This window comes from Halomonas halocynthiae DSM 14573, assembly GCF_000425725.1.
In the GTDB taxonomy this organism is placed as follows: domain Bacteria; phylum Pseudomonadota; class Gammaproteobacteria; order Pseudomonadales; family Halomonadaceae; genus Halomonas; species Halomonas halocynthiae.
This window is the reverse complement of sequence record NZ_KE384439.1, coordinates 140,672-159,028: the sequence shown is the minus strand read 5'-3', so window position 1 is coordinate 159,028 and position 18,357 is coordinate 140,672. Positions and strand designations below refer to the sequence as shown.

16 protein-coding genes and 1 pseudogene are annotated in these 18,357 nt (G+C 54.5%); 2 read left to right on the top strand and 15 right to left on the bottom strand.

Annotated elements, in window-relative coordinates; translation table 11 throughout:
- Positions 1 to 184: 184 nt before the first annotated feature.
- The 8 genes and pseudogenes from H616_RS0106285 to H616_RS0106255 all read right to left on the bottom strand — a co-directional run bounded on the left by H616_RS0106285 (position 185) and on the right by H616_RS0106255 (position 6,831).
- Positions 185 to 1,015 carry a 6-carboxytetrahydropterin synthase gene (locus H616_RS0106285; protein ID WP_027966601.1) on the bottom strand — a complete coding sequence of 277 codons (831 nt, stop codon included), beginning with the start codon at positions 1,013 to 1,015 and terminating at the stop codon, positions 185 to 187.
- The gene (gene queE, locus H616_RS0106280; RefSeq protein ID WP_027966600.1) at positions 1,015 to 1,668 is read right to left on the bottom strand and encodes a 7-carboxy-7-deazaguanine synthase; all 654 of its coding nucleotides are present in this window, start codon (positions 1,666 to 1,668) and stop codon (positions 1,015 to 1,017) included. The genes H616_RS0106285 and queE overlap by 1 nt, the downstream gene beginning before the upstream one ends.
- Positions 1,669 to 1,670: 2 nt before the next feature.
- A complete protein-coding gene (queC, locus tag H616_RS0106275; RefSeq protein WP_027966599.1) occupies positions 1,671 to 2,393 on the bottom strand; it encodes a 7-cyano-7-deazaguanine synthase QueC in 723 nt (240 codons plus the stop codon).
- A gap of 164 nt (positions 2,394 to 2,557) precedes the next feature.
- Positions 2,558 to 2,662, bottom strand: a pseudogene (locus H616_RS15795) (DUF1330 domain-containing protein); the annotation flags it as partial.
- Between the two features lie 176 nt (positions 2,663 to 2,838).
- Positions 2,839 to 4,836: a M48 family metallopeptidase gene (locus H616_RS0106270; protein WP_027966598.1), complete on the bottom strand. Its 1,998-nt coding sequence runs from the start codon at positions 4,834 to 4,836 to the stop codon at positions 2,839 to 2,841.
- 24 nt (positions 4,837 to 4,860) lie between these two features.
- Positions 4,861 to 5,454, bottom strand: coding sequence for a LemA family protein (locus H616_RS0106265; protein WP_027966597.1), 594 nt, complete (start codon positions 5,452 to 5,454; stop codon positions 4,861 to 4,863).
- Positions 5,455 to 5,756: 302 nt separating this feature from the next.
- Positions 5,757 to 6,161: a DUF1801 domain-containing protein gene (locus tag H616_RS0106260; protein WP_027966596.1), complete on the bottom strand. Its 405-nt coding sequence runs from the start codon at positions 6,159 to 6,161 to the stop codon at positions 5,757 to 5,759.
- A gap of 82 nt (positions 6,162 to 6,243) precedes the next feature.
- Positions 6,244 to 6,831, bottom strand: a complete 588-nt coding sequence (locus tag H616_RS0106255) for an O-methyltransferase (RefSeq protein WP_027966595.1) — start codon at positions 6,829 to 6,831, stop codon at positions 6,244 to 6,246.
- A gap of 922 nt (positions 6,832 to 7,753) precedes the next feature.
- On the opposite strand from H616_RS0106255, the gene H616_RS0106250 reads away from it, so the two are divergent.
- Together H616_RS0106250 and H616_RS14355 are read left to right on the top strand one after the other, a co-directional pair.
- Positions 7,754 to 8,647 (top strand): ketopantoate reductase family protein, encoded by an 894-nt coding sequence (locus tag H616_RS0106250; protein WP_027966594.1) that lies wholly within the window; start codon positions 7,754 to 7,756, stop codon positions 8,645 to 8,647.
- 119 nt (positions 8,648 to 8,766) lie between these two features.
- A complete protein-coding gene (locus tag H616_RS14355) occupies positions 8,767 to 9,432 on the top strand; it encodes a hypothetical protein (protein WP_051234051.1) in 666 nt (221 codons plus the stop codon).
- Positions 9,433 to 9,542: 110 nt separating this feature from the next.
- On the opposite strand, the gene ppc is transcribed toward H616_RS14355, so the two are convergent.
- The 7 genes from ppc to recO all read right to left on the bottom strand — a co-directional run bounded on the left by ppc (position 9,543) and on the right by recO (position 18,332).
- On the bottom strand, positions 9,543 to 12,191 hold the full coding sequence (ppc, locus tag H616_RS0106240; RefSeq protein ID WP_027966593.1) for a phosphoenolpyruvate carboxylase: 2,649 nt from the start codon (positions 12,189 to 12,191) through the stop codon (positions 9,543 to 9,545).
- A 3-nt stretch (positions 12,192 to 12,194) separates the two neighbouring features.
- Positions 12,195 to 13,082 carry a nucleoside triphosphate pyrophosphohydrolase gene (gene mazG / locus H616_RS0106235; RefSeq protein WP_051234048.1) on the bottom strand — a complete coding sequence of 296 codons (888 nt, stop codon included), beginning with the start codon at positions 13,080 to 13,082 and terminating at the stop codon, positions 12,195 to 12,197.
- Positions 13,079 to 15,349, bottom strand: coding sequence for a GTP diphosphokinase (relA, locus tag H616_RS14350; protein WP_051234046.1), 2,271 nt, complete (start codon positions 15,347 to 15,349; stop codon positions 13,079 to 13,081). Before relA ends, mazG begins: the two co-directional genes overlap by 4 nt.
- Before the next feature lie 33 nt (positions 15,350 to 15,382).
- On the bottom strand, positions 15,383 to 16,279 hold the full coding sequence (cysM, locus tag H616_RS0106225) for a cysteine synthase CysM (RefSeq protein ID WP_027966591.1): 897 nt from the start codon (positions 16,277 to 16,279) through the stop codon (positions 15,383 to 15,385).
- A 52-nt stretch (positions 16,280 to 16,331) separates the two neighbouring features.
- Positions 16,332 to 16,709 carry a holo-ACP synthase gene (gene acpS / locus H616_RS0106220; protein ID WP_027966590.1) on the bottom strand — a complete coding sequence of 126 codons (378 nt, stop codon included), beginning with the start codon at positions 16,707 to 16,709 and terminating at the stop codon, positions 16,332 to 16,334.
- Between the two features lie 39 nt (positions 16,710 to 16,748).
- Entirely contained in the window at positions 16,749 to 17,552 is an 804-nt protein-coding gene (gene pdxJ, locus H616_RS0106215) for a pyridoxine 5'-phosphate synthase (RefSeq protein WP_027966589.1), read from the bottom strand.
- Between the two features lie 78 nt (positions 17,553 to 17,630).
- On the bottom strand, positions 17,631 to 18,332 hold the full coding sequence (gene recO / locus H616_RS0106210; RefSeq protein WP_027966588.1) for a DNA repair protein RecO: 702 nt from the start codon (positions 18,330 to 18,332) through the stop codon (positions 17,631 to 17,633).
- Between the last annotated feature and the right edge of the window lie 25 nt (positions 18,333 to 18,357).

Below are 18,357 nucleotides of genomic sequence, written 5' to 3'. Positions count from 1 at the left end.
TGCGGCTGCTTCAAGGTTTAGAGAGAAGATGGACGCGTGAAGCGCGCCGCACCCTCAAACCAAGGAACGCTGGACTATAGAAGCCAGGGGCTAAACCACAGCACCACAGCTATCGAGCTTGATTTTCATACTGGTCTTGGATAACTAGTACAGCGCATAAACTCAAAAGCTACCAACAATGGCACTATGCGTCAGCTGTTGCACCTTTACTGATGCCTTCAAACACCACCACCCGAGTCGGCTCGCCGGTTTGCTGAGCCACCTGCCCGGCAATCCAGCGGGCGATATTTTCAATCGTGGTCGGGGTATCCAGAATCGCGGTGGCGGCTTTTGGCAGGCTCAGGGTAAATTCTCCCTGGGCGGCGCGGTATCGGCATGTCACCCTATCGTCCGGGCTGGCTTCGACAATATCTTCCGCTTCAATCAGGTAACGATGCTGCAGCCAGTTACTCCATTCCTGCTCCAGCGCGGGCACACGCTCGCCATGTTGATGAATCTCCAGGCGAGAACGATGGCCGTGGGCAATTCGCTGGCAATTCCCCATGTGGCGCTTCAGGCCGTGGCTGTAACCAAACTCCGCGCCCTCAATGTGCTCAGCCTCCAGTGTCAGACGCACACCGGTAACGTTAGTGGGTAAACGGGCATTCAGCAGCGCTTCACAGTGAGCCACAATATCCGCTTCGCTCACCTCTGGTGTTGGCAGCGCCGTCAGCGCCTGAGACGGGGCTTCCATCTGAAACGGATACGGGGTGCTTGCTTCAAACAGGCAGGTTCCGCTGTGGCTGGAAACGCTGACACCTTCCGCCTGTTCCGGCACCAGCAAGGTATGGTCTGGTCCGTCATCCAGTACGCGCTTGATCCAGGGTTTCACCTCGCCGAAATCCAGCAGCATGCCGTCTGCGCCAATCTCGCCTTCCAGGGTCGCGTTGACCCGCCAACTCATCCCGGTCAGCCCGTGCACAGAGCTCCAGATCGAAACGTCCAGATGGGTCAAATGATTAACAAAAAGTGCCATTACTCGAAACCTGCGAATTTGTGTAGTTGCATGGACAGACGCCACTGCGGATGGCTCATGCAGTAAGCCACTGTCTGGCTGACCGGGTCGCCGGTGGACTGGCTCAAAGCGCGCTGATCCATCGGCTGAAGGTAGAAATGCGTGAAGTCGAGGTCACGGAACTGCTCAGGCAAGGCATCTTGCTGCGGGTAAACCAGCTTGATCTCATCGCCCTTTGTCACCACCAGCGGGGCCTGACTTTTGGGGCTGACGCACACCCAATCAATGCCCTCCGGCACCGCCAAGGTACCATTGGTTTCCACCGCTATCTCAAAGCCTCGCGCGTGCAGTGCTTCAATCAGTGACGTATCCACCTGTAGCAGTGGCTCACCACCGGTCATCACCACATAAGGCCTGGGAGGTTTGCCGTGAGGGATGGCGGGCCAAAGGGAGGCAATATGCTCCGCCAGCGCAGCGGCATTCGAAAACCGCCCGCCGTTAACGCCATCCGTGCCAACAAAATCCGTATCACAGAAACGGCACACCGCCGAGCGGCGATCCTTCTCTCGGCCGGACCATAAATTACACCCGCTGAAACGGCAGAAAACGCTGGCACGACCGCTCTGTGCCCCCTCACCCTGCAAGGTGTAGAAGGCTTCCTTTACATGATACATAGCTATTCCCCGCGGGCAGTTGGCCGGTCAGAGGGTATAGACGCGTAAGCGACAGGATCATCAATGCCATTGGCAGCAAAGGCATCAAGGCGGTCAATACAGCTGCCGCACTCACCGCAGGCAAAGGCTTCGCCCAGGTAGCAGGTCCAGGTATTCGTGTAGTCCAGTCCCATCTGCAGGCCATCGGCAAGAATATCGGCCTTGCTGGCATGCAGGTAAGGCGCATGCACCTTCACCGGGTTGCAATCCGCCAGCCCAGCGGCGTGCTGCATGGCGGCAACAAACTCAGGCCGGCAATCCGGGTAGATCAGGTGATCCCCCGCGTGGGCGCCATAATAAACATCACGGGCACCAATATTGATCGCCTTGGCGATGCTCATCGACAGCAGAATCATGTTGCGGTTAGGCACCACGGTTGACTGCATATTATCGGCCGCGTATCGCCCTGTTGGCAGAGGTTGACTGGCATCGGTCAGCGAAGAGCCGTCAATAAGGCCATGAATAGCGCGAATATCCACCACTTGGTGCGCGATACCCAGCGTTTTACAGACCTGCTGGGCCATTTCCAGCTCGCGGGAATGGCGCTGGCCGTAATCAAAGGACAAAGCATGCACGCTGGAATGCTCACGCAGGGCGCGGTGCAACAGAGTGAAAGAATCCATACCGCCGGAATAGACCACCACTGCCGGGCAGTCGTGGGCAGGCGTAGAGGTAGGGTGAGACATGAAGGGTACTCATCGTCGGAGAATTTATCGTCAATCAATGACCCGAATGACGGGTTACCGGGTTCCGGTCCGGCGGGGGAAATCCTACGTGGAGAACGTCTGACTGGCTAGGGCCTGTTGAGGTAATAAAAAATGTATATTTTTTAATGGCTGGTTGTTTCTACTTACCAAACTAAAACGACATCACCGTCAGTATGATGGATGCGCAAGGGGCGAATCTCTTTATAAACCGCCGAGCCATATCGACCTTGCGCTTGCGCCATGGAAGGAAACTCAACTACCCCTTGGCCGCAGAAACCAAGTGCAACACCTGAGTATTTCGCTAAGGTGTGCTCCCATGCCTTACCTAGAACTCAGCATTGAGGAGCCAGCATCCAAGTGGGCCAATCCCAAAGGATGAGCCTACGGCAGACCGTTCGACTATTGAAAGCATGCTCCTTCAACCCTATCGCTCATCTGATAACAAAGGTGGCATTGGGCAACCGAGGATATCTGCAATTACCCGAAACAACTCAGCTTCGGCTGGGCGAATATGCCCGCTATGCTCAATGCAGCGCGCCATGGCTTGCAAAAGAACGGGCTTTTGCAACGGCTTTACGCGCCGTAAACGCTCCACGGCAAAGCTTAATGCACGCATATCACTGACGTCGTCCAGGGCAGACAGAGAAAACGGCAGCTCACCTTCCGCTGCGTTAAGCGCTGCGCTAATCTCTTCAGGACTATCCTGGCCAGCTGCTGCCAACACACTGAGCAGACGTTGGCATTCTTGCTGTAACTCACTGAGTTTAAGATGAGAGAGCCTGCGGCCCTTTTCGCCCAGATGGTTCAACAGCAGCTGATACAGCGCCCACTCAAACAAGCTGGTGTGGCCATCCGCGCTGATCAAGCGCTCCATGCAGAGGCGGAAGTGCTGGGCCTGCTCAGCGGAAAGCGCCTTGACTGCGGGTAGTGCCACCTCTACCAGCGGTAGACGTAACCCGACATCCAGCGTCAACACCTCTGGGCCAAGGTCCACCAGGGCTCGATACGTCTCTGGCAAGGCAATTTGTTGTAACGCGTCTAACTGCTGCTCACGAACTGACGGTTCATCGCTTAGCAGTAGTGCATAAATTAACGCACGAGCGGTATAGGGCTCATGGGCCGCAGCTTTGATTCGTTCTGGCAGGGCATTTAGCGTTGCTCTGGCTTGCGCCAGATGGCGTTGGCTCGGCTGGCCGATAGTGTTAATGGCCGTTTGGGCAGAAGTCGCAGTTAATACAGCAGCTAACGTTGTTTTGCTTAGCGTCGCAACAGAACGATCTTCATTGCCATCGCCACTATCATTGTCATTATCATCGCCACTACCATTACCACTACCACTACCATTGCCACTATCGACGGAACTAGGGGCCTCATGGTCTGTTTCCTGCGGAGGAAAGCGAGACTCAAAGCGACCATCCCAGTCTGGCATGACCCGCTGAACACGTTCTTTTAATGGCGGGTGAGTCGCCATCATACGAGCAAACCGCAGCTTGATGCCCTGGCCGAAAAACAGGTGGCTGAATTCAGCTGCCTGTGGCGCTTTCAAGTAGGAACCCTGGCTATGCGCACCAATCTTGACCAGCGCATTACCAATGCCATAAGGGTTACGGGTGAACTGTACTGCGGAGGCATCCGCCAGATACTCGCGCTGACGGCTGACCGCTGACTTAATCAGATTACCAAAAAAGGTGCCCGCATAGCCGATCACCATTAGTGCCGCTCCCAACCCAAAAATTACCGCCGCTGAGTTGTCACGCTTACTGCCCCCGGCACGCCGATAGGGCATACTACGTAGCAACGTACCGCCCAATAGCCCAATCAGCAGAATACCGTGGAGCACACTGACCAAGCGTATATTTAGCCGCATATCGCCATACAGAATATGACTAAACTCATGCGCGACGACCCCCTGCAACTCTTCCCGTGTCAGGTTGCGAATGGTGCCTCGGGTAATACCAATCACCGCATCGCTGGTTTGATGCCCTGCCGCAAAAGCATTAATGCCCTCGTCCTCTACAATATAAACGGAAGGCACCGGCGTGCCCGATGCAATGGCCATTTCTTCAACGACATTAAGAATGCGGCGTTCATCGGGGTCGAGGGTCGTTAAATTAATCTCGCGCCCACCCAGCGCTTCTGCGACGACTCGCCCACCACCACTTAGCTGACGCTGTTTAAATAGGCCGCCCAACACCACAACAGCCAGCACCCCAACAGCCACAGCAGCAACCAGCTGGAATGAGAGCGCAGACCGCACTTCCTGCACCGAAAAACCGGTTTGCTCTGTGCTACTCATCAACTGCAAGGCGATGGCAACTGCCAATGTTGTCACGGCAACCAACACCAGCACGGCTAATACCAGCAAAACAACCAGGTGCCAGGTTTTGCGCCGAGCGTGCTCCTGAGCAGTGAAAAAATCCATTTACCCCTGACTCCTGCGCAATCCTTAGAATGACACGTTGGGTGCTGTTTGGATCTGGGCGCTGTCTTCAAATTCTAGCAATGAGGCATCCTGACCATGCCCAAACATGCCAGCCACCGCCACTGGCGGGAAGCTCTGCCGATACGTGTTGTAGTGCATCACCGCATCATTGAATGACTGACGCGCAAAAGCCACCTTGTTTTCCGTGCTGGTGAGCTCTTCTGACAGCTGCATCATATTTTGCGACGCTTTGAGGTCCGGGTAAGCTTCCATAACGACATTGAGTCGTCCCATCGCTTGAGTTAGCGCACCTTCAGCCCCCCCAAGATCAGCAATCGCCTTAGCGCTACCAGGGTTCGCCGCCGCCGCTTTCAGTCCGGCCATTGCGGTGTTACGAGCCTCAATGACCGACTGCAGCGTTTCCCGCTCATGGCTCAAATAGCCTTTGGCGGTCTCTACCAGGTTGGGAATGAGGTCATGCCGCCGCTTAAGCTGTACTTCAATCTGAGCAAAGGCGTTCTCAAAGCGATTTTTCAACGAAACAAGACGGTTGTAGATTCCGATAACGTAAAACACGATAACGGCGACAACTACCAAAACAATGATGAGTGTCAGCATTTGAGTCCATCCTTAGAGTTAGCGGAAAAGTGCTAGCGGCAAAATAATAGCATTTGAGCGTCACATACGTATTAACAAACGCAAACGCTTGATCGTACAACAGACGTGCTGCCAGCCATTCGAGCGTTCATCGTCTCAAAGCCAGACCGTATTCTTTGCAAGGGCTGTCATGGGGGCTGTCATAAGGCTTCTTCAGAACACGCGTACCGAGCAACACCTACATTACCAGCTTAACGCACCTAATTTTGTGCGAGCCAATCGCTCACTCATTCGTTATATATTTAAGGCCCCCTACCCAACAGCTACGCACCGAGAAGGGGCAAATGCTTAAGCCTGTGATACTTCAGAGCCAACTCGATGCAATGGCCTAATGGGGATTGCTCAATATTCATGCCCAAAGGGATCACAATAGCTCTCTTGCCTTCATACTCAAATTCACTGCGATATATCTCTTTGCACGTTTCAATCAAACGCGTTTGGCAGTGAAAAAACACCTTAATCACCTCTGGGTCTTTCGCTTTCCAATCGATGCGAATGGTCGTGCCGCTTTTGACAAGGTAACTCGCCTCTCCCCATTTGAGCACTTCTTCGACATCGCCCAACGCATCTTCAGCCGCTATTGTCAGAATAAGCTGCCGCACACGCTCAAGTTGCCGCCGAGCACTCACCGGATAGGTTTCAAACTTAGCCTGAACAGCTGGATTCACAATAATCTTTCCTAGAAATTAACGACATATGGCATAAACGTTTATTTATTCACTCAATTATCCATGCTGAATGGTTCAAATATCATGCTGCCCGCGTTGCCATAAATTGACCATTGCCAACTGGCACAGTGCACGTGGCGAAATCTAGGTCTGCCGACACAAGTTCTATAAAAGCCGCTATTTCATCAGCATGGGAAGTGGCGTTATCCACCACCAGAAGCCCACCACCTTTCAAGACCCGCTTAATATTCGGCCACCACGGCACATACTCAGAACGGTTAGAATCGAGAAAGAGCAGATCGAATGAAGAATCCTCCACGCTTTCCAGCAACTTTCCAGCCTCGCATTGCAGCGATGTAATATAGTCAGAAAGACCCGAGCGCTCAAAACTCATGGCTGCCAGATCGAACTTATATTCGGCAAGTTCTACTGTCGTGACGTGCCCACCAATCTTCTGAGCTGCCTGGGCAAACCACAACGTGGAATAGCCATTAGAGGTGCCAATCTCCAGCACTCTTTTTGCGTCCGTGGCTTGGGTCAGTACTGAAAGAAACTCCCCCGTATCACGAGTGATATTCAACATGCGACGCGGACGATCAGCAATGGCAGCATCATTTTCCTGGCCAAATTTCTCTAATTCAGTTAGCAACTCGCGTAATGATTCAACCACACTTCCCCCTTAGCAAGCTAAACAGCTTTAAAAAAAGAACCGACTAATCGGCCTCAGAAGGTAGTAACACGTCATGCCCACCTAACTTAGAAACGTAACGTGTTCAGCTTAACGCACATCATGCACTTCGCCAGATTCGACCGAAGCTCTGAAGTCCGCCAAGAACAACGGCACAGCTTGCTGTGTCCGGATGCTTTGACTTATTAAAAGGGACTTGGCGAAGATACTCTAAGCAATACTTGCAAGCTATAAAGTCTTTTAGCCACATGGCTTGATTCTGATAGAGAATCGATATGCGATGAGAGTCCATATAACTGCATACCTAAATGATCATTATCATATGCAAAGCTTATATCATTACCTCTAAAGCTCTGTGTCAATGAGAGGTAATAAGATCCAGCGGATACTGAAAACTCCCATTTATGACTCATACTTTTCCTTTTAACAGGTATTAGATAGCAACAATCGTAGCGCGTGCGACATAATACGGAGAGCGCACTCGCTGCTTTTCCAACAGGGCAGCTTAGGGCGAAAACCAATATTGCATGCACCATTGCACCCGTTTCCACACCTGCTTCTCCCCTCTTCTCTGTAGCGCGACTCAGCCGCTTAAGCAAAATTTTCTTAGCCGTAATGCTATCAGATAATACTAATTCACAGCATTAGCCAATAGCCGTGCACTGCGCTCTTTTGCTACGTTTAGCACCTACTCGCTCATAATTCTTGCTGGTTTCTTCTATCACCTACAACTCGATGGCGTGAGCCAAACCCGCTCGCTCAACTGCATCGGCGTGTGACAAACCTGCGTTAATATGGAGATCTTTCGGCGGCGGTGACGCTGCTGCTCACCTCGCCTTCATTTCTTTGTGCTGAACACGGTAAGCTTGGCGGCAACACTGCTGCTAATGGCTAAAAATCAACGATGACTTCCCATTGGATACTTGGCCCTGGGGCCATTGGTCGCCTGTTGGCACATTCGCTTTCACCCGTCACTGACACCACGTTAGTTGGCCGGCGTGCGCTGCCTCAACAACAACACCTGACCACCCCTGAAGATGAAGAGCGAACTCAGCGGCTGGCGAGCGTTACAACGGCGGCACTAGCCTCTCACCCACTGCCTGCGCCGGGATTTATACATATCACCACCAAAGCCATGGCCGCCGAGGCGGCGCTTGCCAGCATTGCCGGTGTGGTTGCGCCCACAACCCCGCTGGTGCTGTGGCAGAACGGTTTTTTGGCACAGCCGCGTATTACACAGACATGGCCTGGGCCAGTGCTGTGCGCAACCACGACTCAGGGGGCTTATCTCACAGGGGATGATGGTGTGGTTCACGCCGGTCGCGGGCACACTCTAATAGGAAGCCTCAATAACCCACATAACGAACTAGCGGCTCAGCTGGCACAGCGCCTTGTAGCGGCGGGATTAAGCGCTGAGCCTGTCGCTAATATCCGAGTTAGGTTGTGGCACAAGTTAGCCATTAATGCGGCAATTAACCCTTTAGTGGCGCGTTACCAGATTCGTAATGGGCAGTTGCGCGACCGTCCGTTTCGCCCGATGGTGGCGGAGTTGATCGACGAGATTCAGGCGATTCTTGCCGCTGAAAACATCGCACCACCGGCGTCAGGCTGGCAAACACTCATTTGGGGAGTCATTGAAAATACGGCCAATAACCGTGCATCTATGTTGCAGGATATTCTGGCTGACCGACCCACCGAACATGCGGCGATACTCGGCCCGCTATGCGATGCAGCAACGTCTCATGGGGTGCCTGCACCACAGCTTAATTCGCTATTGGCGTGGTTAGCCTCGCGCTAACTGCGGCTGATTGCCTACATTGGCCACAACTGGCCGAGTGCTGAACTGCCTGCTATTATTGATAACTGATTACTCACGATACGCCAAACTCGGCGGCAAGCGTTTCCGGGGGCAGGTTCATGAACAGGTCAAGAACCCAGCGGCACTGGGCTGTGTCGATAAGGACTCTCTCTCAGCAAGCATTTCAGCAGGCGACGTTCTCTCGCCTGTTACTGCTAACAGCCCTGCCCGTGCTATCACTTGGCTCTCAGCAGGCGCTGGCTTCTCAGTACCAACCCGATACGACTGAAGCATCCAGCTACTTTTATCAAGGCGCTTATTTAACTCACCTTGATAATGGCCTTGAGCTGCAAGGGGATAGCGTGTCATCAATGGATGGCGTGACATCCGGCTTCAAGCTGACGGCGGGCTTCTCACCTGTCGGTTTTCCACTGCTCGATTTCGGTGCTGAAATTGATTATCGCGAAAGCGAAGAAGTGCCTTTTGTCGCCAGACAGGGCAGCAGCCAATTGGTGGATACAACAAGCTTAGGCGGTAGTCTATTAGCTGGTATACGCATGGGCGACTTTGGCGTGTATGCCAAATCGGGCATTGCGGGCTGGCAAGGAGAGGTCATTACTGGCCGCCCTGGTGCCAATGTGGATGGTGGCATGGCGCAAGTTAATGGCTTTGGTGCCCATTTGGCTGTTAATGGGGTCGTTAGCCGGCTTAATTACGAACGCTTCGACGAACCCAGTCTATCTCACTTAAATATCGTGACGGCCTCAGTACATATTCCTTTCTGAATACCCTCTAGCCAGTTAAACCAGCTAGCAAAACCACATCGGGCCACCACTGAGACTTTCAGGGTGGCCCGATGCCGTTTGGCGGGTTTATATCGGCGTAATACCCAGCATTAGCCCGTATTGCGCAGCCCAGCGGCAATGCCTGCCATTGTCACCATTAACGCGCGCGACAAATCAGCACTAATGGCACCGTCGGCGTCGCGATTGCGTTGCAATAACTCGGCTTGCAAACCATGCAGCGGGTCAATGTACGGGTTACGCACTTCGATGGCTTGGCGAATCAGTGGTGTACTCTCCAACAAGGCTTGCTGGTCAAGAATATTCAGCAACGCCTCATTGAGGTTGGCAAACCGCTTCCGCAAGCTTTCACCCAGTTGCTCCAGTGCTGGCTCATCCACCAGCCGATGCTCATAGTACGTTGCAATATCTACGTCAGCTTTGGCCAATAACATTTCCAGCATGTCGAGGTAGGTGCCGAAAAATGGCCACTGGTCTCGCATTTCTCGCAGCGCGTCCAGCCCGCCTTCTTCCATCAAACGCTTAGCAAAGGCTTCTCCGCTGCCTAACCAAGCTGGCAGCATTAAGCGTGTTTGGGTCCAGGCAAAGATCCAGGGAATCGCACGCAGTGTCTCGACACCACCATCCTGTCTGCGCTTGGCAGGCCGTGATCCCAAAGGCAAGCGGCCCAGAGCGGCCTCTGGCGTTACTGCACGGAAGTAAGGCACAAAATCTGGGTCTTCACGTACTACGCCAACGTAAGCCTGGTGCGCCACTTCTGACAAGCGCTCCATCTCATCACGCCATGCCGGTTTCGGCTCTGGCGGCGGTAATAACGTGCCTTCCAGCACCGCACAGGCGTAAATTTCCATGGAGCGTAAGGCGATATCCGGCTGACCGAACTTGAAGCGGATCATTTCGCCCTGCTCTGTCACCCTTAGGCTACCGTTCACCGAACCGGGGGGCTGCGACAGAATTGCGGCGTGTGCAGGACCACCACCACGCCCAACGGTGCCGCCACGCCCATGAAACAGGGTGAGTTTAACGTCATGGCGACGACACACCTCAACCAGCCCTTCCTGGGCTCGGTATTGCGCCCAGGCCGCCGCCAGCTGTCCGGCGTCTTTCGCTGAATCAGAATAACCAATCATCACTTCCTGACTATCGCCCACTCGCGCGCGATACCCTGGCAGGCTCAACAGCTGGTCGATAACACCGGGGGCATGATTCAGGTCATCCAGCGTTTCAAACAAAGGCGCGATGGGTAACTTGGCACCACCACCAACTTCTTTCATTAACAAGGCGACACACAGCACATCAGATGGCTGGGCAGCCATGGATATCACATAGGTTCCCAGCGACTCAGCCGGCTCATTGGCTGCCACTCGGAAGGTGTCGATCACTTCTCGGGTTTCAGCAGAACATTCCCAACGACGAGGAATCAACGGCCGGCGAGATGCCAGCTCGGCCAGCAGGAATTCTTGGCGCTGCGGCTCCGTCCACTCGCGGTAATGGCCAAGATCCAGCGCCTCGGTTAATTCTTCCATTACCTGCTCATGGCGCGCCGCTTCCTGCCGCAGGTCAAGCTTGGCCAACGTGACCCCAAACACCGCCACTCTGCGCAACGTATCAAGCAGCACACCATTGGCGATGATGTCTAACCCGACATCACACAGCGAGCGATAACAAGCCAGCAATGGCGCGTACAGTTGCTCGCGGTTTTCAATAATGGGACCGCCGTCATAGGGCTTGCCATCAAGACGCGCCTTCGCCCAGTCGCGGGTCGACTCCACCCGAGCCAACAGCCGCTTGAGCAGCTCACGATAAGGCTCAGCAACATCACCCACTTCAGCGCGCAGAGCACTGTTGGCCTTCCACATCGACAACTCGTTCTTGAGCTGTTCCAGGTCGCGCTGGTATAAATCTGCGGCCATCCAGCGGCCCAGCAACAGCACTTCGCTAGTGACTTTGGCAGTAACGTTGGGGTTACCGTCTCGATCTCCCCCCATCCAGGAGGCGAAGCGAATGGGTGCAGCATCTAGAGGGAGGCGCTCACCGGCAACATTCAGCAGCAGGTTATCCAAGTCACGGTGAAAGTCAGGCACGGCTTTCCATAGCGAGTTTTCAATTACCGCAAATCCCCACTTAGCCTCATCAACAGGTGTAGGCCGCTCGTGGCGAATCTCATCGGTATGCCACGCTTGACCGATCAGCTCTGATAACCGACCTCGTGCACGGGCTCCACGCTCGGGGTAGTCCGCTGATGATTCAATATCAGCCAGGCAGTCATCAATGGCGTCGTATTTCTGGATAAGAGTGCGCCGAATAACTTCGGTAGGGTGCGCAGTCAGCACCAGCTCGACACGCATTTCTGCCAACGCTTGCACCAAGCGCCGCGGTGAGTTGCCTTTATCAATCGCACGTTTAAGCAGGTCGCCAAGGATGGGCTGGGTGCCTGGCTTATAATCTTCCACATGGCGAAAACGCGCACGATAGTGCTGTTCAGCGATATTAGCCAGATTAAGGAACTGATTGAATGCGCGGGTAACGGGAAGAAGTTCATTGTCCGGCAGTTCACGCAGATACTCGATCAGTGCCTGCCGCCCTTCACGTTCGCCCTGCTGCCCTTGCTTGGCCAACGCTCGAATGGTTTCTATGCGCTCAACAAATTCATCACCCAGGTCATCAGCAATGGTATGCCCCAGGCTGTCACCCAAAATACGGACGTTGTCACGCAATGATTCGTGTAGATCGGTACTCATCCGTCAGCCCCCTTCGTTGTTACCACCTGTTTGGCTTTCCTTCACCTGCTTGGCTTTACACCATAACTGATCCATACGCTCAAGGCTCGCTTCGCTGGGCGACTGACCATCACGAGCCAACTCTTGTTCAACATAGCGAAAGCGCTGTTCAAAACGCCGATTGGTACCCCGTAAACACGCTTCTGGATCAGCACCAAGCTTTCTGGCCAGATTCACTGTGGCGAACAGTAAGTCGCCAACTTCATCAGCGGCGTGTTCGATGTCTCCGGCATTCAGCGCCTCTTCAATCTCACCCAACTCTTCATGCAGCTTGGCGACAACACCGGTGGTATCTGGCCAGTCAAACCCTACCCGAGCGGCGCGCTTGGAGAGCTTGGCAGCGCGTGATAATGCGGGCAGCGCGTGCGGAACATCATCCAGTGCTGAGACGCTAGCAGCCGTTTCTCGGCGCTGGCGTTCCTCGTCTTTGAGGGCTTCCCAGCGAACGTTCACCTGGCGACTTTCCAGCTGCTCAGCGCTTACACCCTGGCGACGCGAAGCTAAGCTGCCCTCAGGAAAAACATGCGGGTGGCGCCGCAGCATTTTGGCGGTAAGCGTATGCACAACATCCTTAAAGTCGAAACGCTGCTCTTCTTCGGCTATACGGCTGTAAAAAACCACCTGGAACAACAAGTCGCCCAGTTCTCCGGGCAGCTCGTCATAGGCACGCCGCTCGATGGCGTCGGCTACCTCATAGGCTTCTTCCAGTGTGTGCGGAACAATGCTGTCCCAGTGTTGGCGAACATCCCACGGGCAGCCATGCTGTGGATCACGCAGCACTGTCATCAGAGTCAGCAGGTCGTCAAGGTCATAGCGGCTGGCGACTAGGTTGTCATTCTGATGAGCACTCATTTGCGCTTCCTGTTAGCAACATTGGCGGGTTTTTGTCGCAAGCGGCGCACTTCAAACACATTAGGTAGCTGCTGAACTCGGGTCAGCAGACGGCCGAGCATTTCAAGCCCCTCCACTTCCAGGGTGATATACAAACGCGCAATCCCGTCGTCCATGCCCATCTGAGTATTCACCGACAGAACATTGACCTTTTCGCTACTCAATACGGTGGTTACATCACTAAGCAGCCCAGCACGATCCCAGGCTTCAATTTCGATATCTACCGGATACTGCGTGCGGGCTCTATCCCCCCAGGCCACTTCAATAACACGCTGCGGTTCGTCGACACTCAGCTGCAGAATGTTGGGGCAGTCGCTGCGATGCACGGTAACGCCGCGACCCTGGGTAATAAAACCAATAATCGGCTCGCCAGGCACCGGCCGACAACAGTTCGCCATGCTGGTTTTCAAGTTACCCACCCCAAGCACGGTAATGTCGCCTGCGCTGCCCTCTGAGGGGCGACGCGGCTTGGCCAGTAGTTTGTCCAGCGGTTCATATTCATCACTTTCACCGAACAACTGCTGTGCCTGGTGCAATACCTGACCAATACGCAAATCGCCCGCGCCAATAGCGGCATACATGTCGTCTGGCGAGGTGTAATTCACCTTGCTGGCCAGCTGTTGGGTGTCGAGACCCGGCACGTCTAGGCGCTTCATTTCACGCTCGAATAGCGCGCGACCTTCGTCAAGATTAAGGTCGCGGTTTTGATGCTTAAGCCACGCCTGAATCTTTGAGCGAGCACGCGACGTACGCACATAGCCCAGACTGGGATTCAGCCAGTCACGACTCGGCCCACCTTTGCTGGCCGTCAAAATTTCAACCTGTTGGCCAGTTTTCAGACGATACGTTAATGGCACAATCCGCCCATTGACCTTGGCACCACGACAGCGGTGACCGACTTCGGTATGCACCCGGTACGCGAAATCAATGGGCGAGGCTTCTTTCGGCAAGTCAATGATATGGCCGTCGGGTGTGAAGGTGTAAATGCGATCTGGAGCAATATCGTTTTTCAGCCCTTCACGCAGCTCACCGCTGTAACCCACCTCTTCCTGCCACTCAAGCACTTGGCGTAACCAGGCTATCTTGTCTTCGTAGCTGGAGTTTTTGCTATCGGTATCGTGGCCTTTATAACGCCAGTGAGCACACACGCCAAGTTCGGCTTCGTCGTGCATGGCAAAGGTGCGAATCTGAATTTCCAACACCTTGTTCTCAGGGCCAAAAACAGCAGTATGTAACGACTGGTAACCGTTCTGCTTAGGGTTGGCGATATAGTCATCAAATTCGTTGGGCACATGATGCCAGCGTGAGTGCACGATCCCCAGCATGGCATAGCAGTCGCTGACTTCAGGCACCAGAATGCGTACGGCGCGAATATCATGCATCTGAGAAAAGTCGATATGCTTGCGCTGCATTTTTCGCCAAATCGAATAAATGTGCTTCGCTCGGCCATCGACCTGATAACGCGCAATACCCTGAGCATCCATTAAGCCTTTGAGCGTCTCGACAACCTGGTTGATGTAGTGATCACGATCCAGACGCCTCTCGGCCAGCAGCTTGGCAATGCCCTTGTACTCATCTTCATGCAGGTAGCGAAACGACAGGTCTTCAAGCTCCCATTTAAGGTGCCCGATACCCAGCCGGTGCGCTAACGGTGCATAAACTTCAAACACCTCTCGGGCGACTCGCATACGCTTTTCGCGTGGGGCGTTCTGCACTTGGCGCAAGGCACTGGTCCGCTCTGCGATTTTGATCAGTGCAACTCGCACATCATCAATCATCGTCACCAGCATTTTGCGTAGGTTTTCTTGCTGATTGTGCTGCCTAGCCCCCTCTGAGACGATCTGGACGCGATCGATGGCTGCCATTTGCAGCACACCATTAATCAGACCCGCAACCTCAGCCCCAAACAACGGCTCGATTTTATCTAGCGCCAACATACCTTCTCGGGCAGCACGGTATAGCACCGCCGCCACTAACGCGGGTTGATCAAGACGCAGCTCCGACAGGATATCGGCCATTTCCAGGCCCATGCGAAAGCTGGAATCGCGCTCAAGCCACAACCGATGTGGCCGGTCGGCCTCCCGCTCCAACGATTCAGCCAGCTCACATGCCATGCGCATCTGGTCGACATCATCCAGCGGCACGTCACATTGGAGGTGCTCGATCCAGCGCTCGACGTCAACCCTGCCCTCGTCTGTCAGCGGCTGATCCTCACGCACTTTCACCATGATGCAACAACTCCTTACCTGTCTTGGTCAGGTTCAGGCCTGTGTAGCAAACAGACCCGTCGATAGGTAGCGATCACCACGATCACAGACGATAAACGCAATAACGGCGTTTTCGACCGTATCTGCCACGCGTAACGCCCCTGCTAACGCACCGCCGGAAGACACGCCGGCGAGGATGCCTTCTTCTCGCGCCAGGCGCCGCATGGTGTGTTCAGCCTCACGCTGGCTAATGTCCAGCAGCTGATCAACTCGGGATGGCTCGAAAATTGATGGCCGATACGCGTCAGGCCAGCGACGGATACCGGCAATATTTGCGCCCTCGTCAGGCTGCAAGCCGATAATCTGCACCGCTGAGTTTTGCTCTTTCAGATAGCGCGACACACCCATGATGGTTCCTGTGGTTCCCATGGCACTCACAAAATGGGTCAGGGTTCCTGCTGTTTGCTGCCACAGTTCAGGGCCGGTGGAGCCATAGTGACTCAGCGGGTTATCTGGGTTAGCAAACTGGTCCAGCGCCTTAGCTTCCCCCCGCGCAAGCATTGCATCCGCTAAGTCTCGGGCCTCTTCCATCCCTCCTTCACGGCTGACTTCTATAAGCTCAGCACCATAAGCGGCCATGGCTTGCTTGCGCTCATGGGACGCGCTTTCTGGCATGATCAGTATCAGCCGATACCCCTTAATAGCTGCAGCCATCGCAAGCGCAATGCCAGTGTTTCCCGACGTTGCCTCAACTAGGGTGTCTCCCGCTTGAATAACACCGTGCTTTTCGGCTTGCTCAAGCATACCCAACGCAGGACGATCCTTAACCGAGCCTGCGGGGTTGTTGCCTTCCAGCTTGGCCAGCAACACGTTGTTATGGCCAGCCGTAATGCGTTTCAGGCGGACCAGTGGCGTATTGCCGATGGTTTGCTCTAGGGTAGGAAATTGCATGTTATGGCCTTATAAAAAATCTGCTGCGCGCATTGTGATGCCAGTATATCGCTCAGTTTTCTAGCACCACAAAAGCAATTGCCACATCCGTTTCATCTGATAATGACAGATGTGTGACGTTAACTCCTGCCGCCGTTGCCGATTCCTGAGCCTTGCCAGACAACACCAGCACTGGCCGCCCCAGCGCATCGTTGCTGACCTGGATCTCTTGCCAGCTGATGCCGTGCCTCAGCCCAGTCCCCAGCGCTTTAACAAACGCCTCTTTGGCAGCAAAGCGTTTGGCAAGAAACGCGGGCGGTTGGCCGCGCTCAGCAAAGTCTCGACGCTCTGCCGTACCAAGAATACGCGCAATAAAACGCTCACCGTGGCGCGCCACGGCGCGCTCAAAGCGAGCAATTCGCGCAACATCAGTGCCGATCCCTACAATCACAGCGTCGCTCCGCGATACATTGGCTGCGTAAACATCAGCTTACGCGTTGCTGGAGTCATCGTCGTGGTCATGGTCATGGTCGTGTGTCTCAAGCACTGCCAACAAACCAGCGTCCTGACCGGCAATCACGAGCCGCTTCATCTCAGCCACAGCCTCAGCTAAGCCGACAAACAAGGCACGGGCAATAATCGCATGACCAATATTGAGTTCATGCAAGCCAGGAATCGCCGCGATTGCTTCAACATTGTGATAGTGAAGGCCATGCCCCGCGTTCACCACCAATCCCAATTCATCGGCCATCTCAGCGGCGGCGGTCAGCCGTGCGTATTCCTCTTTGGCTTGAGCGCCGCAAGCTTCCGCATAGGTGCCCGTATGCAATTCGATAACTGGCGCGCCGGCACGCGCTGCCGCTTCAATTTGTGCGCTGTCAGGGTCGATAAATAACGACACCTCACAGCCCGCCGCATTGAGTCGTTTGCAGGCTGCCGCCACCGTCTCAAACCCTGCCACCACATCCAGCCCACCTTCCGTGGTTAACTCTTCGCGCTTTTCCGGCACCAAGCAAACATGCGCGGGCTGCAGTTCTTCAGCCAGCGCCAGCATCTGTTCGGTAATCGCCATTTCAAGGTTCATGGGTGTATTAAGCACTTGAGACAACAAGCGCACATCACGCACCTGAATATGCCGTGCATCTTCTCGGGGATGAACGGTAATGCCATCAGCACCCGCTTGCTCAGCTAACAAAGCAGCCTGAATGGGGTCGGGATAGCGCGTGCCTCTGGCCTCACGCAGCGTCGCGACATGATCAATATTGACACCAAGCAAAATACGGGGGGGACGCATGCAAACCTCCACGGAAAGTCATGAAACGGTGGGTGATATGACACGAGCATATCACTGGTAACGCTAAGTTGGTGTTATTTAAGATGCTTGTTGACGACGGCGTAGCACGAGTTGCTGCATCAGCTCTCGAGAGCGCAGTGGCCGATTTCCCAGCAAGGGGGCTAATGCCGCTCGAGTCACCGCTTTTGCAGGCCCACTCAGGCCGGGCGACTGCCAGTCGTGGCTGGCCAATAGCCGCAGAGTGCGTCCGTCAATTCCCCGTGCGTCAGGAACAAAGGCACAACTGTCTGGCTCCAACCGATAGCGACCATGGGGATCAAGCTCACCCCCTTGCGGGGTGGTAAAGCGGGGGCGCGCGCCCAGAATATCAAGCAACGCGAGTTCAATATCACGTAATGCAGCGGCTCTGGCATCAGGCCGAGCAAAGGCCTCTAGTGCTGCCGCGTAAAAAGCAAAGACGTCATCAGCCACCAGCTCCACCGGCAGCAGGCGGGTCAGTAATTCATTGGCATAAAAACCGCACAACAGACCTTCTCCAGCAAGCATGGCAGCGCTGCCACGGCTTTCAATCAGGATCAGGCGTTTGAGCTCCCCGTTACCCGACCAGGTCAGGTGTAATGGGCTGAACGGCTGTAACGTGCTACGGCTGCGGCTGCCTGGGCGCTGTACACCCCGAGCAACCGCACGCACCCGCCCATGCCCCAGCACTAGTAGCTCAACCAGTGCGCTGGTTTCACGATAGGGGCGTTTATGCAGCAAATACGCGGGTGCTGGTTGCATTAGCCGATATCCAACAAGGCCGTTG